Annotated in this window: 24 protein-coding genes; 10 read left to right on the plus strand and 14 right to left on the minus strand. The window is 48.3% G+C overall.

Features of this window, described 5'->3' with window-relative positions; genetic code table 11:
- Nucleotides 1-197: 197 nt before the first annotated feature.
- From rplI to rpsF, 4 genes are read right to left on the minus strand one after another with little or no spacing between them, the layout of a single operon-like run.
- Nucleotides 198-647: a 50S ribosomal protein L9 gene (gene rplI / locus BCT27_RS16280; protein WP_017012402.1), complete on the minus strand. Its 450-nt coding sequence runs from the start codon at nucleotides 645-647 to the stop codon at nucleotides 198-200.
- Nucleotides 648-678: 31 nt separating this feature from the next.
- Nucleotides 679-906 (minus strand): 30S ribosomal protein S18, encoded by a 228-nt coding sequence (rpsR, locus tag BCT27_RS16285; RefSeq protein WP_002539422.1) that lies wholly within the window; start codon nucleotides 904-906, stop codon nucleotides 679-681.
- A gap of 15 nt (nucleotides 907-921) precedes the next feature.
- On the minus strand, nucleotides 922-1,224 hold the full coding sequence (gene priB / locus BCT27_RS16290) for a primosomal replication protein N (RefSeq protein ID WP_017012403.1): 303 nt from the start codon (nucleotides 1,222-1,224) through the stop codon (nucleotides 922-924).
- A gap of 9 nt (nucleotides 1,225-1,233) precedes the next feature.
- Nucleotides 1,234-1,620, minus strand: coding sequence for a 30S ribosomal protein S6 (rpsF, locus tag BCT27_RS16295; RefSeq protein ID WP_017012404.1), 387 nt, complete (start codon nucleotides 1,618-1,620; stop codon nucleotides 1,234-1,236).
- A gap of 429 nt (nucleotides 1,621-2,049) precedes the next feature.
- Here rpsF and BCT27_RS16300 point away from each other — a divergent pair, with 429 nt between their 5' ends.
- The 9 genes from BCT27_RS16300 to BCT27_RS16340 all read left to right on the plus strand — a co-directional run bounded on the left by BCT27_RS16300 (nucleotide 2,050) and on the right by BCT27_RS16340 (nucleotide 9,579).
- Nucleotides 2,050-2,400: a transcriptional regulator gene (locus tag BCT27_RS16300; RefSeq protein ID WP_102396266.1), complete on the plus strand. Its 351-nt coding sequence runs from the start codon at nucleotides 2,050-2,052 to the stop codon at nucleotides 2,398-2,400.
- A 2-nt stretch (nucleotides 2,401-2,402) separates the two neighbouring features.
- Nucleotides 2,403-2,771: an SFCGS family glycine-rich protein gene (locus tag BCT27_RS16305; protein ID WP_102316344.1), complete on the plus strand. Its 369-nt coding sequence runs from the start codon at nucleotides 2,403-2,405 to the stop codon at nucleotides 2,769-2,771.
- A complete protein-coding gene (locus BCT27_RS16310) occupies nucleotides 2,768-3,061 on the plus strand; it encodes a DUF4312 family protein (protein WP_017012407.1) in 294 nt (97 codons plus the stop codon). Before BCT27_RS16305 ends, BCT27_RS16310 begins: the two co-directional genes overlap by 4 nt.
- Before the next feature lie 24 nt (nucleotides 3,062-3,085).
- A complete protein-coding gene (locus BCT27_RS16315) occupies nucleotides 3,086-3,862 on the plus strand; it encodes a DUF4311 domain-containing protein (RefSeq protein WP_102316345.1) in 777 nt (258 codons plus the stop codon).
- Between the two features lie 11 nt (nucleotides 3,863-3,873).
- A complete protein-coding gene (locus tag BCT27_RS16320; protein WP_017012409.1) occupies nucleotides 3,874-4,521 on the plus strand; it encodes a DUF4310 family protein in 648 nt (215 codons plus the stop codon).
- A 44-nt stretch (nucleotides 4,522-4,565) separates the two neighbouring features.
- Complete coding sequence (locus BCT27_RS16325; protein WP_102396267.1) at nucleotides 4,566-5,702, plus strand: amidohydrolase/deacetylase family metallohydrolase; 1,137 nt, start codon at nucleotides 4,566-4,568, stop codon at nucleotides 5,700-5,702.
- Nucleotides 5,686-6,795, plus strand: a complete 1,110-nt coding sequence (locus tag BCT27_RS16330; protein ID WP_102396268.1) for a DgaE family pyridoxal phosphate-dependent ammonia lyase — start codon at nucleotides 5,686-5,688, stop codon at nucleotides 6,793-6,795. Before BCT27_RS16325 ends, BCT27_RS16330 begins: the two co-directional genes overlap by 17 nt.
- Nucleotides 6,796-6,799: 4 nt before the next feature.
- Nucleotides 6,800-7,543, plus strand: coding sequence for a 2-dehydro-3-deoxy-phosphogluconate aldolase (gene dagF, locus BCT27_RS16335; RefSeq protein ID WP_102316348.1), 744 nt, complete (start codon nucleotides 6,800-6,802; stop codon nucleotides 7,541-7,543).
- Between the two features lie 131 nt (nucleotides 7,544-7,674).
- Nucleotides 7,675-9,579, plus strand: coding sequence for a BglG family transcription antiterminator (locus BCT27_RS16340; protein WP_102396269.1), 1,905 nt, complete (start codon nucleotides 7,675-7,677; stop codon nucleotides 9,577-9,579).
- Nucleotides 9,580-9,625: 46 nt separating this feature from the next.
- Here the strand turns inward: BCT27_RS16340 and rlmB are convergent, their stop codons facing one another.
- The 3 genes from rlmB to nsrR all read right to left on the minus strand — a co-directional run bounded on the left by rlmB (nucleotide 9,626) and on the right by nsrR (nucleotide 13,466).
- On the minus strand, nucleotides 9,626-10,363 hold the full coding sequence (gene rlmB / locus BCT27_RS16345) for a 23S rRNA (guanosine(2251)-2'-O)-methyltransferase RlmB (protein ID WP_074927455.1): 738 nt from the start codon (nucleotides 10,361-10,363) through the stop codon (nucleotides 9,626-9,628).
- Between the two features lie 12 nt (nucleotides 10,364-10,375).
- Complete coding sequence (gene rnr / locus BCT27_RS16350; protein WP_102396270.1) at nucleotides 10,376-12,919, minus strand: ribonuclease R; 2,544 nt, start codon at nucleotides 12,917-12,919, stop codon at nucleotides 10,376-10,378.
- A gap of 112 nt (nucleotides 12,920-13,031) precedes the next feature.
- Nucleotides 13,032-13,466, minus strand: a complete 435-nt coding sequence (nsrR, locus tag BCT27_RS16355) for a nitric oxide-sensing transcriptional repressor NsrR (protein WP_026024963.1) — start codon at nucleotides 13,464-13,466, stop codon at nucleotides 13,032-13,034.
- 205 nt (nucleotides 13,467-13,671) lie between these two features.
- Here nsrR and hmpA point away from each other — a divergent pair, with 205 nt between their 5' ends.
- Nucleotides 13,672-14,862 (plus strand): NO-inducible flavohemoprotein, encoded by a 1,191-nt coding sequence (gene hmpA / locus BCT27_RS16360; protein WP_102316351.1) that lies wholly within the window; start codon nucleotides 13,672-13,674, stop codon nucleotides 14,860-14,862.
- A 101-nt stretch (nucleotides 14,863-14,963) separates the two neighbouring features.
- Here hmpA and motX read toward each other — a convergent pair whose 3' ends face one another.
- The 7 genes from motX to hfq form a co-directional block, all read right to left on the minus strand.
- Nucleotides 14,964-15,584, minus strand: coding sequence for a flagellar protein MotX (gene motX / locus BCT27_RS16365; protein WP_017008745.1), 621 nt, complete (start codon nucleotides 15,582-15,584; stop codon nucleotides 14,964-14,966).
- A gap of 187 nt (nucleotides 15,585-15,771) precedes the next feature.
- Nucleotides 15,772-17,088: an adenylosuccinate synthase gene (locus tag BCT27_RS16370; protein WP_102316352.1), complete on the minus strand. Its 1,317-nt coding sequence runs from the start codon at nucleotides 17,086-17,088 to the stop codon at nucleotides 15,772-15,774.
- 122 nt (nucleotides 17,089-17,210) lie between these two features.
- Nucleotides 17,211-17,405, minus strand: a complete 195-nt coding sequence (locus tag BCT27_RS16375; protein WP_017014612.1) for a DUF2065 domain-containing protein — start codon at nucleotides 17,403-17,405, stop codon at nucleotides 17,211-17,213.
- Between the two features lie 74 nt (nucleotides 17,406-17,479).
- Complete coding sequence (gene hflC / locus BCT27_RS16380) at nucleotides 17,480-18,367, minus strand: protease modulator HflC (RefSeq protein ID WP_102316353.1); 888 nt, start codon at nucleotides 18,365-18,367, stop codon at nucleotides 17,480-17,482.
- A 2-nt stretch (nucleotides 18,368-18,369) separates the two neighbouring features.
- Nucleotides 18,370-19,518, minus strand: a complete 1,149-nt coding sequence (gene hflK / locus BCT27_RS16385) for an FtsH protease activity modulator HflK (protein WP_102316354.1) — start codon at nucleotides 19,516-19,518, stop codon at nucleotides 18,370-18,372.
- A gap of 35 nt (nucleotides 19,519-19,553) precedes the next feature.
- Nucleotides 19,554-20,861, minus strand: coding sequence for a ribosome rescue GTPase HflX (gene hflX / locus BCT27_RS16390; protein WP_102316355.1), 1,308 nt, complete (start codon nucleotides 20,859-20,861; stop codon nucleotides 19,554-19,556).
- Nucleotides 20,862-20,887: 26 nt separating this feature from the next.
- Nucleotides 20,888-21,160: an RNA chaperone Hfq gene (gene hfq / locus BCT27_RS16395; protein ID WP_017008739.1), complete on the minus strand. Its 273-nt coding sequence runs from the start codon at nucleotides 21,158-21,160 to the stop codon at nucleotides 20,888-20,890.
- Nucleotides 21,161-21,242: the final 82 nt, after the last annotated feature.

Consider the following 21,242-nt stretch of genomic DNA (forward strand, 5'->3'; position numbering starts at 1 on the left):
GATTTGAGATTTGAGATTTGGCAGAGTAAAAATCAAATGCGTAACAGCGTCAAGTCATCTTCTTTCTCTCTCGCAACGCTTTTCTCTTTTTCGTTTTCTAGGAACTAGGACCTGCTCTTCCTAGGACAGCTCTTGTTTTTCAGACACAAAAAAACCGGCCCTGAGGCCGGTTTTTTCAAAGCTTACGTGTGTCTGAATTACTCAGCAACAACGCTTACTTTAACGGTAGCAAATACTTCAGAGTGCAGTTGCAGACTGATTTCGTATTCGCCAACGTTACGTAGTGCACCTTCTGGCAGGCGAACTTCGCTCTTCGTTACTTTAACACCAGCTGCAGAAACTGCATCTGCGATGTCACGAGTACCGATAGAACCGAATAGTTTACCTTCGTCACCAGCTTTAGACGCGATAACAACCGCTTCTAGAGCTTCAACTTGCTCAGCGCGAGCACCAGCAGCAGCTAGAGTCTCAGCAACTTTTGCTTCAAGCTCAGCACGACGAGCTTCGAAATGCTCAACGTTTGCTTTAGTTGCCATAACAGCCTTACCTTGTGGGATAAGGAAGTTACGAGCGTAGCCAGACTTAACTGCTACTTGATCACCTAGTGAACCCAGGTTACCGATTTTATCAAGCAGAATAACTTGCATTATCTAATCCTCTTAAAATTGGCAGTGCCGATTACTGATGTTTGTCAGTGTACGGCAGCAGGGCTAGGTAACGTGAACGCTTGATAGCGCGAGCCAGCTGACGCTGGTACTTAGCACGAGTACCAGTGATACGGCTAGGTACGATTTTGCCAGCTTCAGTGATGTAGTTTTTAAGAGTCGCTACGTCTTTGTAATCGATCTCTTGTACGCCTTCTGCAGTGAAACGGCAGAATTTACGACGACGGAAGAAACGTGCCATGGGCAATCTCCTGATCTAAATATCTATAATTTCATCGGCATGTAACACTAATTTACCTTGGCCGTTACGGCTGGTTTGGTAAGCGAGAAACCCGCCGACCTTAATGTGACTGCCTAAAGCTAAATGCTGAGTTTGGTATTGCGACCCCTGCCCGCTAATGACTACCGGTAAACGGCAATACACCTGCCTTTGCAGTGCAGCTTCCTGTTGTTCCGAACGGTGCTCTATCACAAAGTGACAATGCTGTATGCCGGCAGGACTCTGCTTTCGAATCGGGCCTTGAGCGATAACGCCTGCAAGCTCAATCCGATTGGTCATCAAATCAAATTACTCTGCTGCTGCTTCGTCTTCAGATTGTGCTTCTGCACGTTCTTCACGACGAGGTGCGCGCTCTTCTTTAGCCTTCATCATTACAGATGGCTCAGTGATAGCGCCTTTGGTACGCATGACCATGTTACGGATCACAGCGTCGTTGAAGCGGAAAGCGGTTTCCAGCTCATCAACTACTGCTTGGTCAGCTTCAACGTTCATAAGAACGTAGTGAGCTTTGTGCAGTTTGTTGATTGGGTAAGCCAGTTGACGACGACCCCAGTCTTCTAGACGGTGGATCTGACCACCTGACTCTTTGATAGAACCAGTGTAACGCTCGATCATGCCAGCAACTTGCTCGCTTTGATCAGGGTGCACCATGAATACGATTTCGTAATGACGCATAGGTTGCTCCTTACGGATTATTCAGCTTCCGGTGTTGGCCCAGTCGTCCAAAGGAAGCAAGGAACGAAAGTAAAAGACTGGGAATTTGGAGGCAGGATAGTACAGAATTGCATCGTTAATAGCAATCACTATTCGCACCCCAAACTCAATTGAGAAAACGAGCCTCTAAGCTGCGCATATTTTCCAGCTGAAATCACTTTTGTGATGGCACGCAGATTCCGCATCAGAAGATATAACCAGACATGAAGTTACCCCCATCACGCTTTTCTGGTTGTCACTCTCTCATTTACAAGCTCACGGTCACATAAACCTGCCCATTCTGTCGGCATTTCCACTCATTTCCATTTCCAAACGGAAAAAGTGGCTCTCCTCCGACGATTCCTTACGACTTATCTTTCACTCAACGCAACAACGTCTGGAGAGACACTCTTGCAAACCTCTACATCGTTACACCCGGATGATGCGCTCATTGTAGAAGAAGGCACATCCATTACTGAACGCGCGATCACTCTGCTAGGCGAACACAACATCTACCCAGATGAGCTGCAACAGAAAATGCTCGCAACGCACATTAAAGCCATGGTCTGGCGCTCTCAAAGTGGTGAAACACTGCCTGAGCTAGAGCTGGAAATGTTTGAGGAAATTTCAGCGCTTTCGCTGACGCTGGCAGAACAAACCTGTAGCTGGCTACACAACCTCGCATATGAAGAAGCACATCTTTTATCAGTCCACTTCGAAGTGGCAAAAGAAAACGAATTAAGCACGGCCAAAGGAGAATAAGCATGTCAGTACTAAAACTTGTTATCGGCGATCGCATGGGTAAAGGCCAGAAAGTTGGCGCAGGAGCAGAAACTGCAGGCGCACAAGTCACCGTTATTCCAGGTATGGCGGCAGACATGAAGCTGGGCGACATCATGAACCAACAAGAAGCGCAAATGGGTATTTCGTTTTGCGGCAGCGGTGGTGCTGGTGCAATCACAGCACAAACAAAGTATGGCTACAAATGCCGCTATGGCATGCGCTCAGTCGAAGAAGGCATTACAGCAATCAATGATGGTTGCGTGGTTCTAGGCTTTGGTTTCAATGACAAAGAAGAATTAGGCGAGAAACTCGTCAAAGCATTCATGGCCAAACACGGTATCAGTGCATGAAAGAACAGCTGACCACTGACGTCGTTGTCAGCGGTAAAGGCGAAACAAAGCAGCAGGCATTTGCTGCTGCTTTGAGCCAGATTCAACCCACGTTGCTCAAGAACAACCAAAAAGTTCTCCTCCGCATTGAGCCTTTGGACGTCAAGGTGCTGGAAGCAGAAGAAAAGGTAAGAACAGAGAAATTCCTTTTCTTCTTCTTACCCAGAGAGCGACGCCAATACTGCGTAAAGCTAGAGGTAACAGTCAGCCTTACCCACATTGATGTGGAGCAGGTCGACTTCAAACGCTAACAAGTCACTCAAAGGATAACTGACATGTTCTCTGTCATTTTATTTAAGTCCATCATCATCGGTGGCTTAGTCGGTATCGGTGTCGGCGTTGGTGCCGCCCGCATGTTCCACGCCCCCACCATTCAAGGTATGGGTGCATTTCGAACTCTAGGTGAGCTGAACTCCTGTGAGGGCGATCCTGCTTCGCATTTCTCTTTTGGGCTTGGTTTCTTCTTTAACGCGTGGGCATCCACGGTTGCAGCAGGTGCATTCACCCAAGACGTTGACCACCGCATTCTTCCTAACTGGGGTGCCGCGGCGTTGATGATTAAAAACCGCGATCTGGCGACCACCTTGCACGATCCGAAACGTATGGGCATTGCCTGTGCCATCATCGGTGCAATTGTCGTTGCCTTCCTTAACTCTACCGCAGCCGCCGTGCCTGCTGCGCTTCAGGTTACCGCCGTAAAAGTACTGGTTCCCGCTGCAAACCTGCTGGTTAATACCGTCATGCCGGTTATTTTCTGGCTAGCCGCCATTGAAGCAGGCAAAAAGTCAGGCTTCTGGGCAACCATCTTTGGTGGTCTTGCACAAATGATCATGGGTAACGCAGTACCAGGTCTGGTTTTGGGTATCTTGATCGGTAAAGGCGTAGAAGAGAGTGGTTGGAATAAAGTCACCAAGATCATGATGGGCGCCATCATTGCGCTGTTCGCTCTGAGCGCATTCTTCCGCGGTTTCGACATGCAACTAATCGAGTCTTTCCACATGCAAGTACCGATGTGGCTTGAAAACATCCATCTCATGATGAGCGGTAAATAAGGGGTCTTACCATGGATGAAAAAATGAGAAACAATTTCTGGTACGCAGACTGGTCATTCCCAATCTTTGTTGGTCTGCTGTCCTCGGGTGTCTTCGCAGGTACCCACATGTACTACCTTCACGGCGTTGGCGCGTTTAACGAAGTCGCATTCGTTTCTATGTTCCGCGCAGGCATGGACACCGGTGCATACGGCGCTGTGGCAGCCTTCGGCGCAAGCTTCTTGTTTGCACGCATCATTGAAGGGTCGCTGGTCGGTATTTTGGATATCGGTGGTGCCATCCAAACCGGTGTGGGCTTAGGTATTCCTGCTCTTTTGCTTGGTGCTGGCATTGTTTACCCAGTGGAAAACTTCACCGCATCATTGATCACCGGCATGGTGGCAGGATTAGCCATCGGCGGCCTCATCATTCTGGCGCGTAAGTTCACGATTAACCAAAGCGACTCCACTTACGGTGCAGACGTCATGATGGGCGCGGGTAACAACTCAGGTCGCTTCCTTGGCCCTCTAATTATTCTGTCTGCCATGGGTGCATCGATTCCAATCGGTATTGGTTCTTTGATTGGCTCACTGATTTTCTATGTGTGGGGCAAACCCATCACGGGTGGCGCAATCCTTGGCGCAATGGCACTCGGCACTATGTTCCCAATCGCTCTATAATATTTTTCACCCCGCCTTAGGGCGGGGTTATCGAGACACCCGCTATGTACGACGTCCTAATAAAAAACGCAAAATTGGTTTCCGGTGAGATGACCGACATTGCCATCAAAGACGGCAAAATTGCTGCACTTGGCACCATCACCGATGTCACCGCAACCCGCACGATGACCCTTGATAGCCAGGTTTTCGTCAGCGCAGGCTGGATTGATGGCCATACCCATTGCTACCCAAATTCGCCAATTTATAACGATGCACCTGATGCCATTGGCGTGACCGGTGGTGTAACTACCGTGATTGATGCCGGCAGCACGGGCGCTGATGATGTCGATGACTTCGCTGAATTAGCCAAAGCCTGTCAAACCGAAGTCCGTGCCTTGCTGAACATTTCTCGCATTGGTTTACTTCGTCAAAATGAACTCGCTGACAAGAATGACATTGACCTTCCCCTTGCTAAACAAGCGGTGGAACGCCACCCAGAATTCGTCGTCGGTCTAAAAGCGCGCATGAGCGGCAGCGTGATCGGCGAGAACGGTTTAGCTCCCTTGAAGTCAGCCAAACAGCTTCAACATGACTGTGGTTGTTTGCCTCTGATGGTGCATGTGGGGAATGCGCCTCCAACGCTTGAAGACATTACCGTCCTTCTGGGTAAAGGCGATATCCTGACGCATTGCTTTAACGGCAAGCCAAACCGTATTTTGACCCCAGAAGGAAAGCTTCGCAGCGCAGTCAAAGATGCGATGGAACGCGGCATGTTGCTCGACATCGGCCACGGTAGCGCAAGCTTTAGTTTCAGTGTGGCAGAGCAATCCATCGAACAAGGCATTCTGCCAGACACCATCAGCTCAGACATTTATTGCAAGAACCGCATCAACGGGCCTGTATTCGGGCTGGCGCATTTAATGTCGATGTTCTTCACCCTAGGTTTGAGCCACGAACAAATCATCGAACGCGTCACGGCGAATATCGCAAAAGCTCTTCGCTTAGAAACCAAAGGCCAAATTGCCATTGGTTGCGATGCAGATTTGACGCTATACGAAATCGAACAGACCCCCGTCACTTTCACTGATACCGAAGGCGACACACGAACTGGCGAACAACGTTTCGCTCCGTTGGCGGCAATCGTTGGCGGTAACCTTACATTGACTGACAGAGGACACACTCACCATGTCTTCCATTCTTGAAAAATACAATCTTAAGCATGTCATCAACGCTTCTGGCCGCATGACCGCGTTAGGCGTATCTACGCCGCTACCTGAAGTTGAAGAAACCGTCTGCTTTGGCCTAAACAACTACTTTGAAATGAAAGATCTGGTGAACAAAAGTGGCGAGTACATCGCACGTTTGCTGGACGTTGAAAATGCCGTGGTCGTGTCTAGCGCATCTGCTGGCATCGCACAAAGTGTGGCTGCCATGATTGTCCGTGGCAATGCATATCGTCTAGAACACTTGCATGCTCATGCCCATGATGTGCCGACTGAGATCGTTATTCCGAAAGGCCATAACGTGAACTACGGCGCGCCAGTTGGCACCATGATCAACTTAGGTGGAGGTCGTATCGTTGAAGCGGGTTGGTCAAATGAATGCAGTGCCGCGCAACTGGGTGCCGCCATCAACGCAAACACCGCCGCCATTCTTTACATCAAATCTCACCATTGTGTGCAAAAAAGCATGCTGACAGTGGAAGATGCTGCAGCCGTTGCCAAGGCCCATAACGTGCCTTTGATTGTGGATGCCGCCGCCGAAGAAGACCTGCGCCTTTACTACCAACAAGGTGCTGACTTGGTTATTTACAGTGGTGCAAAAGCCATTGAAGGCCCAACCAGCGGCTTGGTGCTCGGAAAGCACGAGTACGTGGAATGGGTTAAACAGCAAACAGCTGGTATTGGCCGCGCAATGAAAGTCGGTAAAGAAGGCATTCTCGGCCTCACTCACGCCATTGAACTGTACTTGGAACGCCAACAAGAAAGCGGCACCGCAATGGTGGAGAAAATGGCCCCGTTCATTAACGGCCTAAACGCCTTGCCAGGTATTCAGTCTCGCGTGGTGTGGGACAGTGCAGGGCGTGATATCGCCCGTGCAGAAGTGAGTTTTGATGCCGACGTATTTGGCCTCTCAGCGAAAGATGCTGTCACCAAACTACAAAACGGTAATCCCGCGGTGTACTGCCGCGCATACAAAGCCAATGAAGGCTCTATCGAATTTGACGTGCGCAGTGTCTCTCAAGAACAACTACAACAAGTTCTTGCTGCCATGACCGAACTAAATCAGGAGTAACACCATGTCTCTTAGCCCTAAATATTATGCTGACCGTGTTTGTTTGAATGTATTGGCAGGCTCTCATCAAAACGCAGTTGAAGTGTTCGATGCATCAGAAGGCCATGTGCTGGTTGGTATGCTTTCAAAGAACTACCCTGATGTACCAAGCGCTGTTGAAGACATGAAAGCGTGTGCAGAAAAAATTGGCAATGCCCTCTCTATTGGCCTGGGTGCCGGTGATCCAAAGCAATCTGATATGGTCACAGAACTGGCGGGAATTCTTCAGCCTCAGCATGTCAACCAAGTATTTACTGGTGTAGGAAAAAGCCGTAACGCGCTAGGCCAAAACGAAACAGTCGTGAATGGCTTGATTTCGCCAACGGGCACCGTGGGTATGGTGAAAATATCTACTGGCCCTAAATCCGCTGACATGGCTGACGCCATCGTTCCTGTGGATACCGCTATCGCTATGCTTCAAGACATGGGTTGCAGCTCTGTTAAATACTTCCCTATGGGTGGTCTCGAATCACGCGATGAATATGAGGAAGTTGCAAAGGCATGTGCTCGCAATGGTTTTTGGTTGGAGCCAACGGGTGGGATAGACCTTGCAAACTTTGAGGAAATATTGCGAATTGCTTTGGATGCAGGCGTGGAGAAGGTTATACCTCACATCTATAGCTCAATCATCGACTCTTCCACCGGTGAAACTCGTCCTGAAGATGTAAAAACACTGTTAGAAATCACTAAACGTCTGCTTTCCCGCTGATTCCAATGGCGGCGCACTACGCGTGCGCAAGGGGCATGTCGACGTCGTGTTGCCGAGTACTTTTTTGCTCACCATCATGTGAGTAAAGGTACTCGGCACCTAAACAGTGAAGCAATAGGAAACGTCCAAACATGTCCAAACTCCCTCACCCTCGCCTGATTCGTTTACTCGACGCAGTACTACACACACCATTAACTCAAGAAGAGATAGCACAGAAACTGACGGTTTCGACCCGTACCGTTCGTACTGATGTCGCCACGCTGAACAATGTCATGGTTAATCATGGTGCCCATTTGATCCACCAGCGCGGCGCAGGGTATCAACTCAAAATTTATAACCAAACAGCCTTTGCCGAATTTCAACAAACCGTACGAGATTCAGACCCTGCACCTCGTACAAGTAAAGAGCGCATAATGCAGATTCAGGTTCTGCTATTGACCTCAGACGACTGGGTTAAACTTGACGATTTAGCGGACACATGGAGCCTCAGCCGAACAGCTGTTCAAGGTGACATGGCAGATGTGAGAGGACAGCTATCTGCATTTGGTTTGCACATCGAAAGCAAACCTCGATTAGGCATGCGCATTGTTGGAAATGAAACAGCGATTCGCGCGAGATTGGCTCAAATAATCTATGTCGAGCAGAAAGAATCTCACCGAACTAGAGGCCTCATTGGCACATTGTTTCCTACGAAAACACAACGAGTATTTGCTTCTAGTTTTCGTGAAGTCCTGTCAGCAAAAAACTTGTATATCAATGATGATGGGCTGCAGTGGTTAGCAATCTATGCAGCAGTTGCTTTACAACGATTAGTGGCAGACCAAGGATTATCAGCGTTTCCGAAAGAAGATGTGATCGAAGACATTCAGCCTATTGCGTTGGCAATGTTTGAGGTTTTACCTATGTTGATCCCTGCAAATGAACATGAAATCGCTGCGCTAGCGGTGCATGTACAGGCAAGGATTACTGCCAATCAATACCAACTCAGCACACGGGTTGTGAGCGAAGCAGAGGAGCTGGTCAGCCACATATTGAATTATGTGCATCAGCACTATCCCTACGACATCCGCGATGATGAACAGCTAAAGAAAGATCTAAAAACGCATATCAGCAATATGATCATTCGCGTGAAGCACCATGTTGCTACCGTAAACCCTCTTGCCGAACACATTAAGCAGCACTACCCATTAGCCTATGACATTACACTCGCCGCGATTGCCGATTGGATACGCGAAACGGGCTACTGTATGACGCAGCATGAAATTGGATATCTCGTTATCCACGTTGGTGTCGGCTTAGAGCGAAACCATTGCTTGAATCAACGCGCTCCAAAAGCCCTTTTGTTCTGCGATGCTGGAAATGCGGCTTCCCGTGGGTTAGAGGCCATCATTCGGCGTCATTATCCCTTACTACAACTTCAAGCGATTCATTCTGAAAAAGCATTGGAGAACCTGTCGCTATCCCAAGTAGATATGTTGATATCGACATCGCCTAATGTTGCTTCAAGCATTCCAGTATTTACCCTAGATCCTTTTCCCACGCAGCATCAACTGGAAGAGCTTGGTAAATTAGTGCTTGTTGACCGAACGGGCCCTTACATGCTTGAAAAATACTTTTCTGCTGACCAGTTTCTGTATATCGACGATTCCATCGACCAGTCTTCACTGTTTGATATGGTTTGTTCACAGTTGGAATATCATGGATTAGTAGAAGCGGGGTATGGCGAATCATTGAAAGAACGTGAAGTGATTGTGTCTACCATGATGGGGGATCACATTGCCCTGCCCCACTCCATCGAGCTTTTCGCAAAACGCTCTATGGTTTATACCGTCGCAGCACCAAGAGGCATCGACTGGGGGAACGGAGAAAAAGCGTATTTGATCTTCTTTATGGCACTGAGTAAACACGATTACGAAGAAGCAATGGGACTCTATGATTTGTTTCTTACATTGGTAAACCACAAAGCAGGGAAAGGGCTAGCTCAATGTGAGACTTTTGAAGAATTTAAAACCCTTGCGTACCGAGACATTGCATAAAAAAAGGAGCCATCTGGCTCCTTTTTAACGTTCAACACCAGTGTATTTAACCGCGACGCTGACGCACTGCTTCAAACAAGCAGATACCGCTTGCGACAGACACGTTCAGACTCGACACGCTGCCAGCCATTGGAATGCTGATCAGTTCGTCACAGGTTTCACGCGTTAGGCGACGCATACCGTCGCCTTCTGCACCCATGACGATCGCCAGTGGACCTGTCATTTTGCTTTGGTAAATGTCATGCGTAGCTTCGCCTGCCGTGCCTACAAACCAAACGCCTTTCTCTTGCAGTGCACGCATCGTGCGAGCAAGGTTGGTCACACGAACCAATGGCACAATTTCAGCCGCACCCACAGCCACTTTACGCACGGTTGCACTCAGTGGTGCTGAACGGTCTTTAGGAACGATAATCGCACACGCACCTGCTGCATCTGCGTTACGCAGACAAGCACCTAGGTTATGTGGATCAGTTACGCCATCCAGTACCAACAGTAATGGGGTCTCTTTGCCTTCTAGAATCGCATCAAGGTCATTTTCGTTGTACTGACGACCTTGCTTAACACGTGCAATCAATCCCTGATGCGACGCGCCATCAGCTTTATCATCCAACGCCTTGCGTCCCATTTCTTGTGTGGTGATGCCAAGCTCAGCCAATTCCTTCAGCACGGGCAGTAAACGATCGTCTTCACGACCTTTTAGAACATAAACTTCGATAAAGCGTGCAGGATCAGATGCCAACACGGCTTTGACGGCATGAATGCCATAAATCATTTCATTGCTCATGAGTTACTTCTTTTAATTGCCGGCTTTCGCGGGTTTGCTTCGTTGCGCTTTTTTCTTGCGCGCCTTCTGAGTCTTGCTCTTTTTCTTCGCTGGAGCGCCGTCAGTGGGTTTATCTGCGGAAGGACCATTATTCACAGATGAACCTTTGCGATGTGGTTTTCCTTTTCTCTTTCCTTTACCGTCAGACGCTTTGTCGTCGCCTGCGGCTTTAGGAATAGATCCACGTTTTAATTGCTGACGGACAGACCCGCGCTCTTTGCCTGACTCAGGTTTTTTACCTGACTCGGCACGGCCTTTCTTGGCATTGTTGCGCGCTGTTTTACCTGCACCACGCGGTTTACGCGTTGTACCTTCCAGTTCGAAGTCGATCATCCTTTCATCAAGGTTGACGGATAATACTTTGACCGAGACCTGATCGCCAAGTTGGAAAACACGACCAGAGCTCTCGCCTACTAGCTTTTGACCCACCATGTCGTAGTTATAGTAGTCATTGTCTAGGTTCGAAATATGGACAAGGCCATCAATGTGAAGCTCATTCAAGCGCACAAAGAAACCGAATCCCGTTACGTTTGCGATGGTGCCCTCAAGGGTATCGCCAACGTGGTCTTGCATGTACTCACACTTTAGCCAATCCGACACGTCACGTGTTGCATCATCTGCACGACGTTCTGTCATCGAGCACTGCTCGCCCATCACATCCATGTCATCGAATGAATAATGGAAGCCACCGGTTGGTGTCCAGCGATCGGTGTTGCGGCCTTCTTGCTTGGCAACAAGGTATTTAATCGCGCGGTGCAACAGCAAATCAGGGTAACGACGAATTGGCGAGGTGAAGTGGGCATACTGCTTCAACGCCAAACCAAAGTGACCTTGGTTGTCCGCTTGATATACCGCCTGCTTCATTGAACGAAGCAGCATGGTTTGGATCAATTCGCGATCTGGGCGACTTTGAATTAAGTGTGCCAGTTGCGCGTAGTCTGTTGGTGATGGTGACAAACCACCATTGAGTGACAGACCCATTTCACCCAAGAAGTCTTTAAAGCCAGTAAGACGCTCTTCACCAGGTGCTTCGTGCACACGATAAAGCGCAGCTTCTTTATGTTTTTCAACAAAACGTGCAGATGCGACGTTAGCCAAAATCATACATTCTTCGATGATCTTGTGCGCATCGTTACGTTCTACAGGGACGATGCGCTCAATTTTGCGCATCGCATTGAAAATGAACTTGGTTTCTACGGTTTCAAATTCAATCGCACCACGTTGCTCGCGCGCACCTTTCAGCACTTTGAACATTTTGTTCAATTCTTCGAGATGCGGCACCAACGGTGCGTAGCGATCGCGAAGTTCTTCATCGCCATCCAGCATCTGCGCCACTTTGGTGTACGTCAGACGCGCGTGCGAGTTCATCACGGCTTCATAGTGCTTGTAGCCTGAAAGGTTGCCTGACTCAGAGATGGTCATTTCACAAACCATACACAGACGATCGACCTGCGGGTTCAAAGAACACAAACCGTTAGATAGCACTTCAGGCAGCATTGGAATAACTTGCGACGGGAAGTACACCGAATTACCACGGTTGATGGCTTCTTTGTCTAGCGCTGAATCTGGACGCACGTAGTAGCTGACATCTGCGATGGCAACCCATAGACGCCAACCACCTGATTTTTTCTTCTCACAATAGACGGCATCATCAAAGTCACGTGCGTCTTCACCATCGATGGTCACCAATGGCAATTCACGTAAATCTACGCGGCCGACTTTCGCCTCTTCAGGCACTTCTTCCGTCAGACCTTTGATCTGCTTTTCAACGTCTTTTGGCCACACGTTGGGAATGTCATGGCTACGCAGCGCAATTTCAATTTCCATACCGGGTGCCATGTTCTCACCAAGTACTTCTACGATACGACCCACTGCTCCTTGCTGGCGTGTTGCGCGTTGGAAGACTTCCACCACCACAACATTGCCCATGCGAGCACCTTTGCGATCCTCTTTAGGAATAATGATGTCTTGGCTTAAACGTGAGTCATCCGGCACCACGTATGCGTTGCCATCTTCCAGGAAGAAACGACCAACGATTTGGCCTTTGCGTTCTTCAAGTACACGCACAACACGTGCTTCTTTACGGCCACGCTTATCGGTACCTGCAGGCTGAGCAAGAATGAAGTCGCCATGCATAACGCTTTTCATCTGGTGGTGCGGCAATAGCCAATCTTCGCGGTTGCCTTTCCCTTCTGGGCGTAAGAAACCAAAACCATCACGGTGGCCGATCACTGTGCCTTTCACCAAATCCAGTCGTTCTGGTAAGGCGTAGCATTGGCGACGGGTAAAGATAAGCTGCCCATCACGCTCCATGGCGCGAAGGCGGCGACGTAGACCTTCATACTCTTCGTCTGATTTTAAGCCCAACACGTCAAAAAGCTGGTCGCGATTGACCGGTGTGCTGAACCCTTTAATAACTTCTAGTAGGTGCTCGCGGCTTGGTACCGGATTGTCATATTTTTCTGCTTCACGAACCAAATGCGGATCGTTGCCATGTAGGTTTTTGTCCTGAGACATATAGGATTCCCGTTAGCGACACTTGTTTTCAAGTATATCGCTTAAAATAAAAGAAAATGGGTGCCCAGCAGAATTGCCACAAAAAAATGACGACAAGTTACTAAAACGCTTGTTAAGCCGGGCGAACAGGGATAAGAAGGCGGTGTAGGCTGTTATTTCCTGCCACCAAATCGTGAAGTGTGTGGTTGTCCATTTCTGCAAGAAATGCCTGCATCGCATTCGCGAGTGCATCTTTTAGACGACAAGCGGGGGTGATATGACAGTTGTCTTCACCACAATTGACAAGATGCAGAGGTTCGAGCGCTCTGATCACTTCGCCAATGACAATTGATGCTGCTGGTTTGCCTAATCGTATCCCGCCATTTTTTCCACGGACGGCTTCTACGTAGCCTGCCTGACTCATACGGTGGATGATTTTCACCATATGATTTCGAGACACCCCATATTTTTCTGTGACCACTGTAATACTGGTCAACTCTCCGGGCGGCAGCATAGCCAGATACATGAGAGCCCTTAGGCCAAAGTCTGTAAAACTGGTTAATTGCACGTTTTCAAATCTCCTCCGGCGCATTGTACCCTGAACTGATGTAAAAGGCGCGTTTCGTCACTGTTTCTTTTTTCTCCAACTTTCTCAGCATTGATCATATTTGCCTTTCTTCAAAAGAAAAGATCACTTTTAGTTGATCTAAACATACATTTTAGATACAACTTATAACATGTATTTCAGATGTAACTTTAAAGAAGAGACGAATATGTTAAGTCCAAAAACGATTGAGATTGTAAAGTCGACCGCACCATTGCTTGCTGAAACGGGGCCGGCACTGACCGCCCACTTCTACGATCGAATGTTCAAACACAACCCTGAACTGAAGAATATCTTCAACATGAGCAACCAATTTACAGGGGCTCAACGTGAAGCATTGTTCAACGCCGTTCATGGTTATGCTGCCAATATCGATAACATCGAAGTGCTGTTACCGGTGGTAGAAAAAATCGCCCAGAAACATGTGAGCTTTAACATCACGCCAGAGATGTATGCCATTGTCGGTGAAAACTTACTTGCAACCATCGATGAGATGTTCAATCCAGGCAAAGAAGTGATTGATGCGTGGGCGGAAGCCTATGGCCTTTTGGCAGACGTATTTATCACCAGAGAAGAAGAGATTTACCAGGGCAAAGAGAGCACGGAAGGCGGATGGCGTGGCACGCGAGAATTTACGCTACTGACAAAAACCAAAGAGAGCGACGTGATCACAAGCTTTGTTTTTGCGCCCGTTGATGGCAAGCCTGTAACGGGTTACAAACCAGGCCAGTATATTGGTATCTACCTGCACCCAGAACAATTCGAGCACCAAGAGATCCGCCAATACAGCCTGTCTAGCGCCCCTAAAACCAACACCTACCGAATTTCGGTAAAACGCGATCCTCAGGGCATTGTGTCGAACTATTTGCACGATCACCTCAACGTAGGGGATGCGGTGAAGCTAGCACCTCCAAGCGGTGACTTCTTCCTAGAAGCAAGCAAGGATACGCCTGTCGCTCTCATTTCTGGCGGCGTCGGCTTAACACCTATGCTGTCCATGCTTGAAACACTAACGGGTAAGCATGATGCGGATATTCACTGGATCCATGCAACAGAAAATGGTCAGCACCATGCGTTTGGTGAGCACATCAACCACCTTATCCAACAAAACCCACGCGCAAAACGTAATGTCTGGTATCGCGACCCGTTAGCCACTGACAATTTGGCGGAAGATTACGACCACGCTGGCATGATCGACATCAGCATTGTCGATGGGTTAACCGACGATGCACAACGTCATTTCTACCTTTGCGGCCCAGTTGGTTTCATGCAAGCCGTAGCCAAGCAACTCGTCGGCGCTGGCATTAGCAAAGGTAGCATTCACTATGAGTGCTTCGGCCCACACAAAGTGATTGATTGATTACTTTACAGATGATCACTGCCTTTCATCTGTAAGTAAAAGAAAGCCCCGCAAGATGCGGGGCTTTCACTGATCTGAGAAGCTATGCCTTCAACAAGACCCTACCAATACGTATCGCGACGTTTCGCTCGTGCGATGACATTTCTCGGCATTTTGTCTTCAAGTGCGCGACGGAGCATGGCCACTTTCTGGTGTGTTGAGCGATCGGCGGTAATGGTGTGATAAAGCCAACGATACGCATCTTCGTAATCGAGTGGGCTGCCGTAATCGTTCACCAACAACTCTGCAAGCTGCAACCTTGCACGGGTATTACCAAGCGACGCCGCTTCACGCAAGTAGGGAATGGCGCGCTCTTTATCTTGCTGAACTAAGGTGCCGCGCGTGTAATAACGCCCGAGCTGTTCAAGCGCTGCTGGCAGGCCTTGCTGAGCGGCAAGCTGCATGTAATACACGCCTTGCTCGACATCACGGTCAACACAAACGCCCCACGCTAACATGTCACCATACAGAAATTGATACGACGGCGATTCAACACGAACAGCACGCGCTTCAATATCTTGAAGCAGCTGACACTCATCGGCTTTCACTTTCTGCAGGTGGCTATTGGTTTCAAATAGGCGGAGCAATTGCGAATCTTCATATACAGGCAATGCAGGCCCGATCTCTGCTTTAGCGGCAGAGCTGGCAAACATAAGTGATATAAATAAGGTTCGCAGTTTCATGCATTCCCACTTTGTAGAAGTCAGTAAGTTCGATATGAGTCGTCTTGCCTAATTTGTATCGGCACCCCAAGGATGAACTTTACCTTTTTTCTGGTGAATTTTTCCCAAGAGGATCTTCACTGAGTATAGAGGGCTTTGGGTAAAAAAAAACCAGCCACTTGGGCTGGTTTTTTCAAATTCTAACCGATTAAGACGCGAAAGGATGAACCTTAATGATGGTCTCGTTACGGTCTGGGCCAGTTGAAATAATGTCAATTGGCACACCAGTCAGTTCTTCGATACGTGCAATGTAATCAAGCGCTGCTTGTGGCAGGTCTTCAATTGATTTAGCACCGAAGGTCTTCTCGCTCCAACCAGGAACGGTTTCGTAGATTGGTGTTACGTTTTCGTACGCATCAGCAGCCATTGGAGACACTTCTAGAACCGTACCATCAGCCATTTGGTAGCCAGTACAGATCTTGATTTCTTCCAAGCCATCCATCACGTCCATCTTGGTCAAGCAGAAGCCTGAGATAGAGTTGATTTGAACTGCGCGGCGCATTGCCACTGCATCAAACCAGCCAGTACGGCGAAGACGACCAGTCGTTGCGCCAAACTCGTGACCAACAGTACCCAGGTGTTTACCCACTGGATCTTGCTTTTCTAGGCCATCATACAGCTCAGTCGGGAAAGGACCTGAACCGACACGGGTGCAGTATGCTTTCGCGATACCTAGGATGTAACCTAGGTGACGTGGACCAAAACCAGAACCTGCAGCTACACCACCAGCGGTTGTGTTAGAAGACGTTACGTATGGGTAGGTGCCGTGGTCGATGTCCAGAAGTGTGCCTTGTGCACCTTCGAACATGATCTTGTCGCCACGCTTACGCGCGTCGTCAAGCTCTTGAGTCACGTCGATAACCATGCTCGTCAGTACGTCTGCTTGTTCCATGATCTTCGCAAGCGTGTCTTCGTAGCTAACAGGCTCAGCTTTGTAGAAATGCTCTAACTGGAAGTTATGGAATGCCATGACTTCTTTAAGCTTCTCAGCAAACGCTTCTTTATCGAAAAGGTCACCAACGCGCAAACCGCGACGAGCAACTTTATCTTCGTAAGCAGGACCAATACCACGACCAGTAGTACCGATTGCTTTCTTACCACGAGCAGCTTCACGCGCAACGTCAAGAGCGATATGGTATGGAAGAATTAGCGGACAAGCTTCTGACAGGAACAGACGTTCTTGAACTGGGATACCACGCGCTTCGAGGCCGCCCATTTCTTTCATCAATGCGTCAGGAGACAGAACAACACCGTTACCGATGATGCACTTAACGTTGTTACGAAGAATGCCAGAAGGAATCAAATGCAGAACGGTTTTTTCACCGTCGATAACGAGAGTGTGACCCGCATTGTGACCGCCTTGGTAGCGAACCACGTAATTTGCGTCTTCAGTTAAAAGATCGACGATCTTACCCTTACCTTCGTCACCCCATTGAGTGCCGAGAACGACTACGTTATTACTCATCTTTTCCAGTCAGTTGCTGATTAAAACGGGATTCTAGCACCTTCATTTGAAGGTTGCAGTCATTTTTTAACCGTCGTCGCGATGCTGAATACCGAGCCGTCACAAACTTTTTCTCTTTTCATTTACTTAGACGGCCACATCATATATGCGATAACTGCACCCGCGACGACTAAACACCCACCAATGCGTCGTAACGTAGCATCAGGTAACTGACTCATCTCACTCACCATATCGCGCCATTTGCTCGGAATGAGCATAGGACCCAAGCCTTCAACCACCAGCACTAACCCAAGAGCCAGTATGAGTTCCTTCCCCATTTCACACCTCAATAAACAGATAAAAAAAAGACAAGGCACAAAGGCCTTGTCTTTCTATAACGCGACTAAATGTCTTAGTTAACGTTAAGGTTTGGTTCTTTCATGTAGCGGAAGAAATCACTGTTTGGATCCACAACCATGATGTCGCCTTTGTTGTTAAAGCTCTTCTCATACGCTTGCAATGAGCGTAGGAAGTTATAAAACTCAGGTTCTTGGTTGAACGAAGTTGCGTAGATCTTCGCAACTTCAGCATCCGCTTCACCGCGTGTTACACGTGCTGTTTTTTCTGACTCAGCCAACACGGTTGCCACTTCAAGTTCCGCTTGGGCACGAATAACTTCGGCTTTCTCACGACCTTGTGAACGGTGACGACGTGCAACGGTCTCACGCTCTGCACGCATACGTGCATAGATAGAGCCACTGATTTCGTCAGGCAAGTTGATCTTCTTAATACGAAGGTCAATCACTTCAATACCGATATCAGCCGCACTTTCTTGCGCTTCTTCCAGTACGTCAGCCATGACTTGCTCACGCTTCTCAGACACGATTTCTTTAATCGTTTTCGAACCAATCTCGGCACGAAGACCATCGGCTACTTTACGTTGCAATAACGCTTCAGCTGTTAGTCGGTTACCACCACCAGTCGACAAGTAGTACTGACCAAAATCGCTAATACGCCATTTTACGTAAGAATCGATGATCACATCTTTTTTCTCAGACGTCACGAAACGGTCTGATTGGTCGTCCATGGTTTGGATACGTGCATCAAGCAATTGAACACGATCAAACAAAGGCACTTTGAATTGAAGACCTGGACCATAAATACGTGCCAAGTCATCATCCGTTTTCAGTACACGACCGAAACGAATCACAATGCCTTTCTCGCCTTCATCGACGACAAACACAGACATCAAACCAACCACAATCGAAACGATGATGAGAGGGATTATTAGTTTACGCATAATTAATATCTCCCCTGACGATTCGTTTGGCGAGGTGAAGATGTACCAGGTGCAACCGTGGTGCTTTCAAGCTCAATGCCGTAATCAGACGCATTGCTATCCGTGGTTGAACGTTGCTGTGGTGTCTGACTCATGAGTTTATCCAAAGGCAAGTAAAGCAGGTTACTGCTGCCTTCTTTAGAGTCAATCAACACTTTACTGGTGTTACTAAACACGCTTTCCATCGTTTCTAGGTAGAGACGGTTTCGGGTAACTTCTGGAGCAGCTTGATACTCTGGCAGTAGTTTGTTGAACTGAGCAACGTCACCTTCTGCTTCGTTAACAATCTTCTCTTTGTAACCCAATGCTTCTTTCTTCAGACGTTCAGCACGGCCTTTTGCTTTTGGCAAAATGTCATTGCGGTACGCTTCTGCTTCACGAGTGAAACGCTCTTCATCTTCTCGTGCTGCGATAGCATCATCGAATGCGTCTTTGACTTGCTCAGGAGGACGCGCAGTATCGAAGTTAACGTCAACAACCAAAAGGCCCATGTCGTAACGATCGATAATACGGTTAATCTCAACCTGAGTGCGTTCACGGATTTGTTGGCGACCCGTGGTTAGGATTTCATCCATCACCGCATCACCAATCACCGCGCGCAATGCAGAGTCAGTTGCTTGACGCAAGCTGTCATCTGCGTTGGTTACTGAATACAAATATTTTTGTGGATCAGCGACACGGTATTGCACGTCCATTTCAACGCGAACAACGTTTTCATCTTTGGTTAGCATGTCACCCGAACCACGAAGAGAGCGGATCGCTTCTACGTTTACAGTAGTGACTTCATCAATGAAGTTCGGTTTCCAGTTAAGACCGGGTTGTACGACACGGTCGTACTCACCAAAACGCAACACTACGCCACGCTCTGCTTCACCGATGGTGTAAAAGCCTGATACACCCCAAATGATCACACCCACAACGGCAATTGCGCCCAAACCAGCAGCACTGCCGCCACCAAAAGACGGCCCTTTGCCGCCAAACAGACCACTTAGCTTACGACTAAGCTTGCCAAATACCTCATCGAGGTCCGGCGGTCCTTGGTCACGACCTCCGCGATTACCCCACGGATCTTTGTCCTGACCGCCATTGTTTCCTGGCTCATTCCACGCCATTAGAGCACTCCATCAGTATGATATGACGATAGTTTTTATACTGTAACAGTCTGTTCAGTAACGATAAAGTTACCGAGATCACTGTCTTCCCGTTTTTTTAGCCTCATCCAATCAGTCTGAGGTAACCGTACATCGACTAGCAAACTTCCGTCCGGCTCGTATTCTTCGTGCAAAATACATCGCAACTGACAGAATTTACTGTGCAATCTGCCAATGGCTGCGGGTGGAATACGTAAGCGATAGCTTACCATAGTCCCCGCGAGCCTCTCGGTCAGTGCCTCAAAAAGAAGATCTATACCCCGATCTGCAAGTGCCGACACCCAAACAATACGGGGGACGCCTTCTTCATCACGCTCAATACGCGGTGAAGTATCTTCCATATTGTCGATCTTGTTCATCACGAGCAAGGTCGGGACGTCACCAGCATCGATCTCTTCCAAAACAACGTTGACGGCGTCAATGTTTTCTCTGAAACGATCATCGCTGGCATCGATCACATGCAACAACAGTGTTGCTTCTTGTGTCTCTTTTAACGTTGCTTTAAATGCTGCAACCAGGTCATGAGGCAAGTGACGAATAAATCCCACAGTATCTGCAAGAATCGTGTCACCAACATCTTCCACTTCAATCTTGCGAAGCGTCGGGTCGAGTGTCGCAAACAATTGGTCTGCGGCATAAACGCCTGCTTCGGTAATACGATTAAAGAGGGTTGATTTGCCAGCATTGGTGTAACCCACCAAAGACAACGTCGGAATTTCAGCACGGTTACGTGCTCGACGCCCCTGCTCGCGCTGTTTCGCTACCTTATCAAGTCTACGCAAAATCGCTTTAACGCGATCACGTAATAGGCGTCTATCGGTTTCGAGCTGGCTTTCACCAGGACCACGTAAACCAATTCCCCCTTTCTGACGTTCAAGGTGCGTCCAGCCACGAATGAGTCGCGTAGAAAGATGTCGAAGCTGAGCAAGCTCAACTTGTAACTTACCTTCGTGCGTTCGCGCTCGCTGAGCAAAGATATCGAGGATCAAACCCGTTCGGTCAAGCACTCGACACTGAACCAAACGTTCTAAGTTTCGTTCCTGTGCGGGTGTTAACGAATGATTAAATAAGACAATTTCAGCCCCGAGCATTCGGACTGCGTCTGCGATTTCGAGGGCTTTACCTTCACCAACAAAGTATTTGGAATGCGGGGTCTGACGGCTGCCTGTTACAGTTTGCAGCTTGGTCACCCCCGCAGACGATACCAGCATTTCAAATTCGCTGAGATCTTCCCATTCACCTTCTTGAGTGAAGTTGATATGAACTAAAACAGCCTGTTCACCGGCTTCGTAACGGTCAAACAAGCGATCAACTCCTTACCAAAGGATTGTTACTCCTCAGTTTTTTCTTGCGGACGATCGTTCGGAGAACGCTCGTTAGTATTATTGTGATGATGATTTACTGGGCGAGCAGGTACAACTGTAGAGATCGCATGTTTGTAAACCATTTGATTCACGGTGTTTTTCAGCAGGATCACGAACTGGTCAAATGACTCAATCTGGCCCTGAAGCTTGATACCGTTAACGAGGTAGATAGATACCGGTACACGCTCGCGACGCAGTGCGTTCAGAAATGGGTCTTGTAGAGATTGCCCCTTAGCCATTTTTAATTTTCCTTATTGGTTTGTAGTTGTATTTCGCAACAAAAAAGATCAACAACGTCGCTTACAACAATCAAAGTATACC

The organism is Enterovibrio norvegicus, from assembly GCF_002876705.1.
Classification (GTDB): Bacteria; Pseudomonadota; Gammaproteobacteria; order Enterobacterales; family Vibrionaceae; genus Enterovibrio; species Enterovibrio norvegicus_B.

Excerpts from the sequence above, each read along its gene's own strand:
- priB (WP_017012403.1), bottom strand. The coding sequence starts at position 1,224 with ATGACCAATCGGATTGAGCTTGCAGGCGTTATCGCTCAAGGCCCGATT.
- BCT27_RS16330 (WP_102396268.1), top strand. The coding sequence starts at position 5,686 with ATGTCTTCCATTCTTGAAAAATACAATCTTAAGCATGTCATCAACGCT.
- BCT27_RS16375 (WP_017014612.1), bottom strand. The coding sequence starts at position 17,405 with ATGGGGAAGGAACTCATACTGGCTCTTGGGTTAGTGCTGGTGGTTGAA.
- rpsR (WP_002539422.1), bottom strand. The coding sequence starts at position 906 with ATGGCACGTTTCTTCCGTCGTCGTAAATTCTGCCGTTTCACTGCAGAA.
- BCT27_RS16310 (WP_017012407.1), top strand. The coding sequence starts at position 2,768 with ATGAAAGAACAGCTGACCACTGACGTCGTTGTCAGCGGTAAAGGCGAA.
- motX (WP_017008745.1), bottom strand. The coding sequence starts at position 15,584 with ATGAAACTGCGAACCTTATTTATATCACTTATGTTTGCCAGCTCTGCC.
- rnr (WP_102396270.1), bottom strand. The coding sequence starts at position 12,919 with ATGTCTCAGGACAAAAACCTACATGGCAACGATCCGCATTTGGTTCGT.
- BCT27_RS16340 (WP_102396269.1), top strand. The coding sequence starts at position 7,675 with ATGTCCAAACTCCCTCACCCTCGCCTGATTCGTTTACTCGACGCAGTA.
- BCT27_RS16305 (WP_102316344.1), top strand. The coding sequence starts at position 2,403 with ATGTCAGTACTAAAACTTGTTATCGGCGATCGCATGGGTAAAGGCCAG.
- hmpA (WP_102316351.1), top strand. The coding sequence starts at position 13,672 with ATGTTAAGTCCAAAAACGATTGAGATTGTAAAGTCGACCGCACCATTG.
- hflK (WP_102316354.1), bottom strand. The coding sequence starts at position 19,518 with ATGGCGTGGAATGAGCCAGGAAACAATGGCGGTCAGGACAAAGATCCG.
- rplI (WP_017012402.1), bottom strand. The coding sequence starts at position 647 with ATGCAAGTTATTCTGCTTGATAAAATCGGTAACCTGGGTTCACTAGGT.
- BCT27_RS16320 (WP_017012409.1), top strand. The coding sequence starts at position 3,874 with ATGGATGAAAAAATGAGAAACAATTTCTGGTACGCAGACTGGTCATTC.
- BCT27_RS16325 (WP_102396267.1), top strand. The coding sequence starts at position 4,566 with ATGTACGACGTCCTAATAAAAAACGCAAAATTGGTTTCCGGTGAGATG.
- dagF (WP_102316348.1), top strand. The coding sequence starts at position 6,800 with ATGTCTCTTAGCCCTAAATATTATGCTGACCGTGTTTGTTTGAATGTA.
- hflC (WP_102316353.1), bottom strand. The coding sequence starts at position 18,367 with ATGCGTAAACTAATAATCCCTCTCATCATCGTTTCGATTGTGGTTGGT.
- BCT27_RS16315 (WP_102316345.1), top strand. The coding sequence starts at position 3,086 with ATGTTCTCTGTCATTTTATTTAAGTCCATCATCATCGGTGGCTTAGTC.
- rlmB (WP_074927455.1), bottom strand. The coding sequence starts at position 10,363 with ATGAGCAATGAAATGATTTATGGCATTCATGCCGTCAAAGCCGTGTTG.
- rpsF (WP_017012404.1), bottom strand. The coding sequence starts at position 1,620 with ATGCGTCATTACGAAATCGTATTCATGGTGCACCCTGATCAAAGCGAG.
- BCT27_RS16370 (WP_102316352.1), bottom strand. The coding sequence starts at position 17,088 with ATGAGTAATAACGTAGTCGTTCTCGGCACTCAATGGGGTGACGAAGGT.
- hfq (WP_017008739.1), bottom strand. The coding sequence starts at position 21,160 with ATGGCTAAGGGGCAATCTCTACAAGACCCATTTCTGAACGCACTGCGT.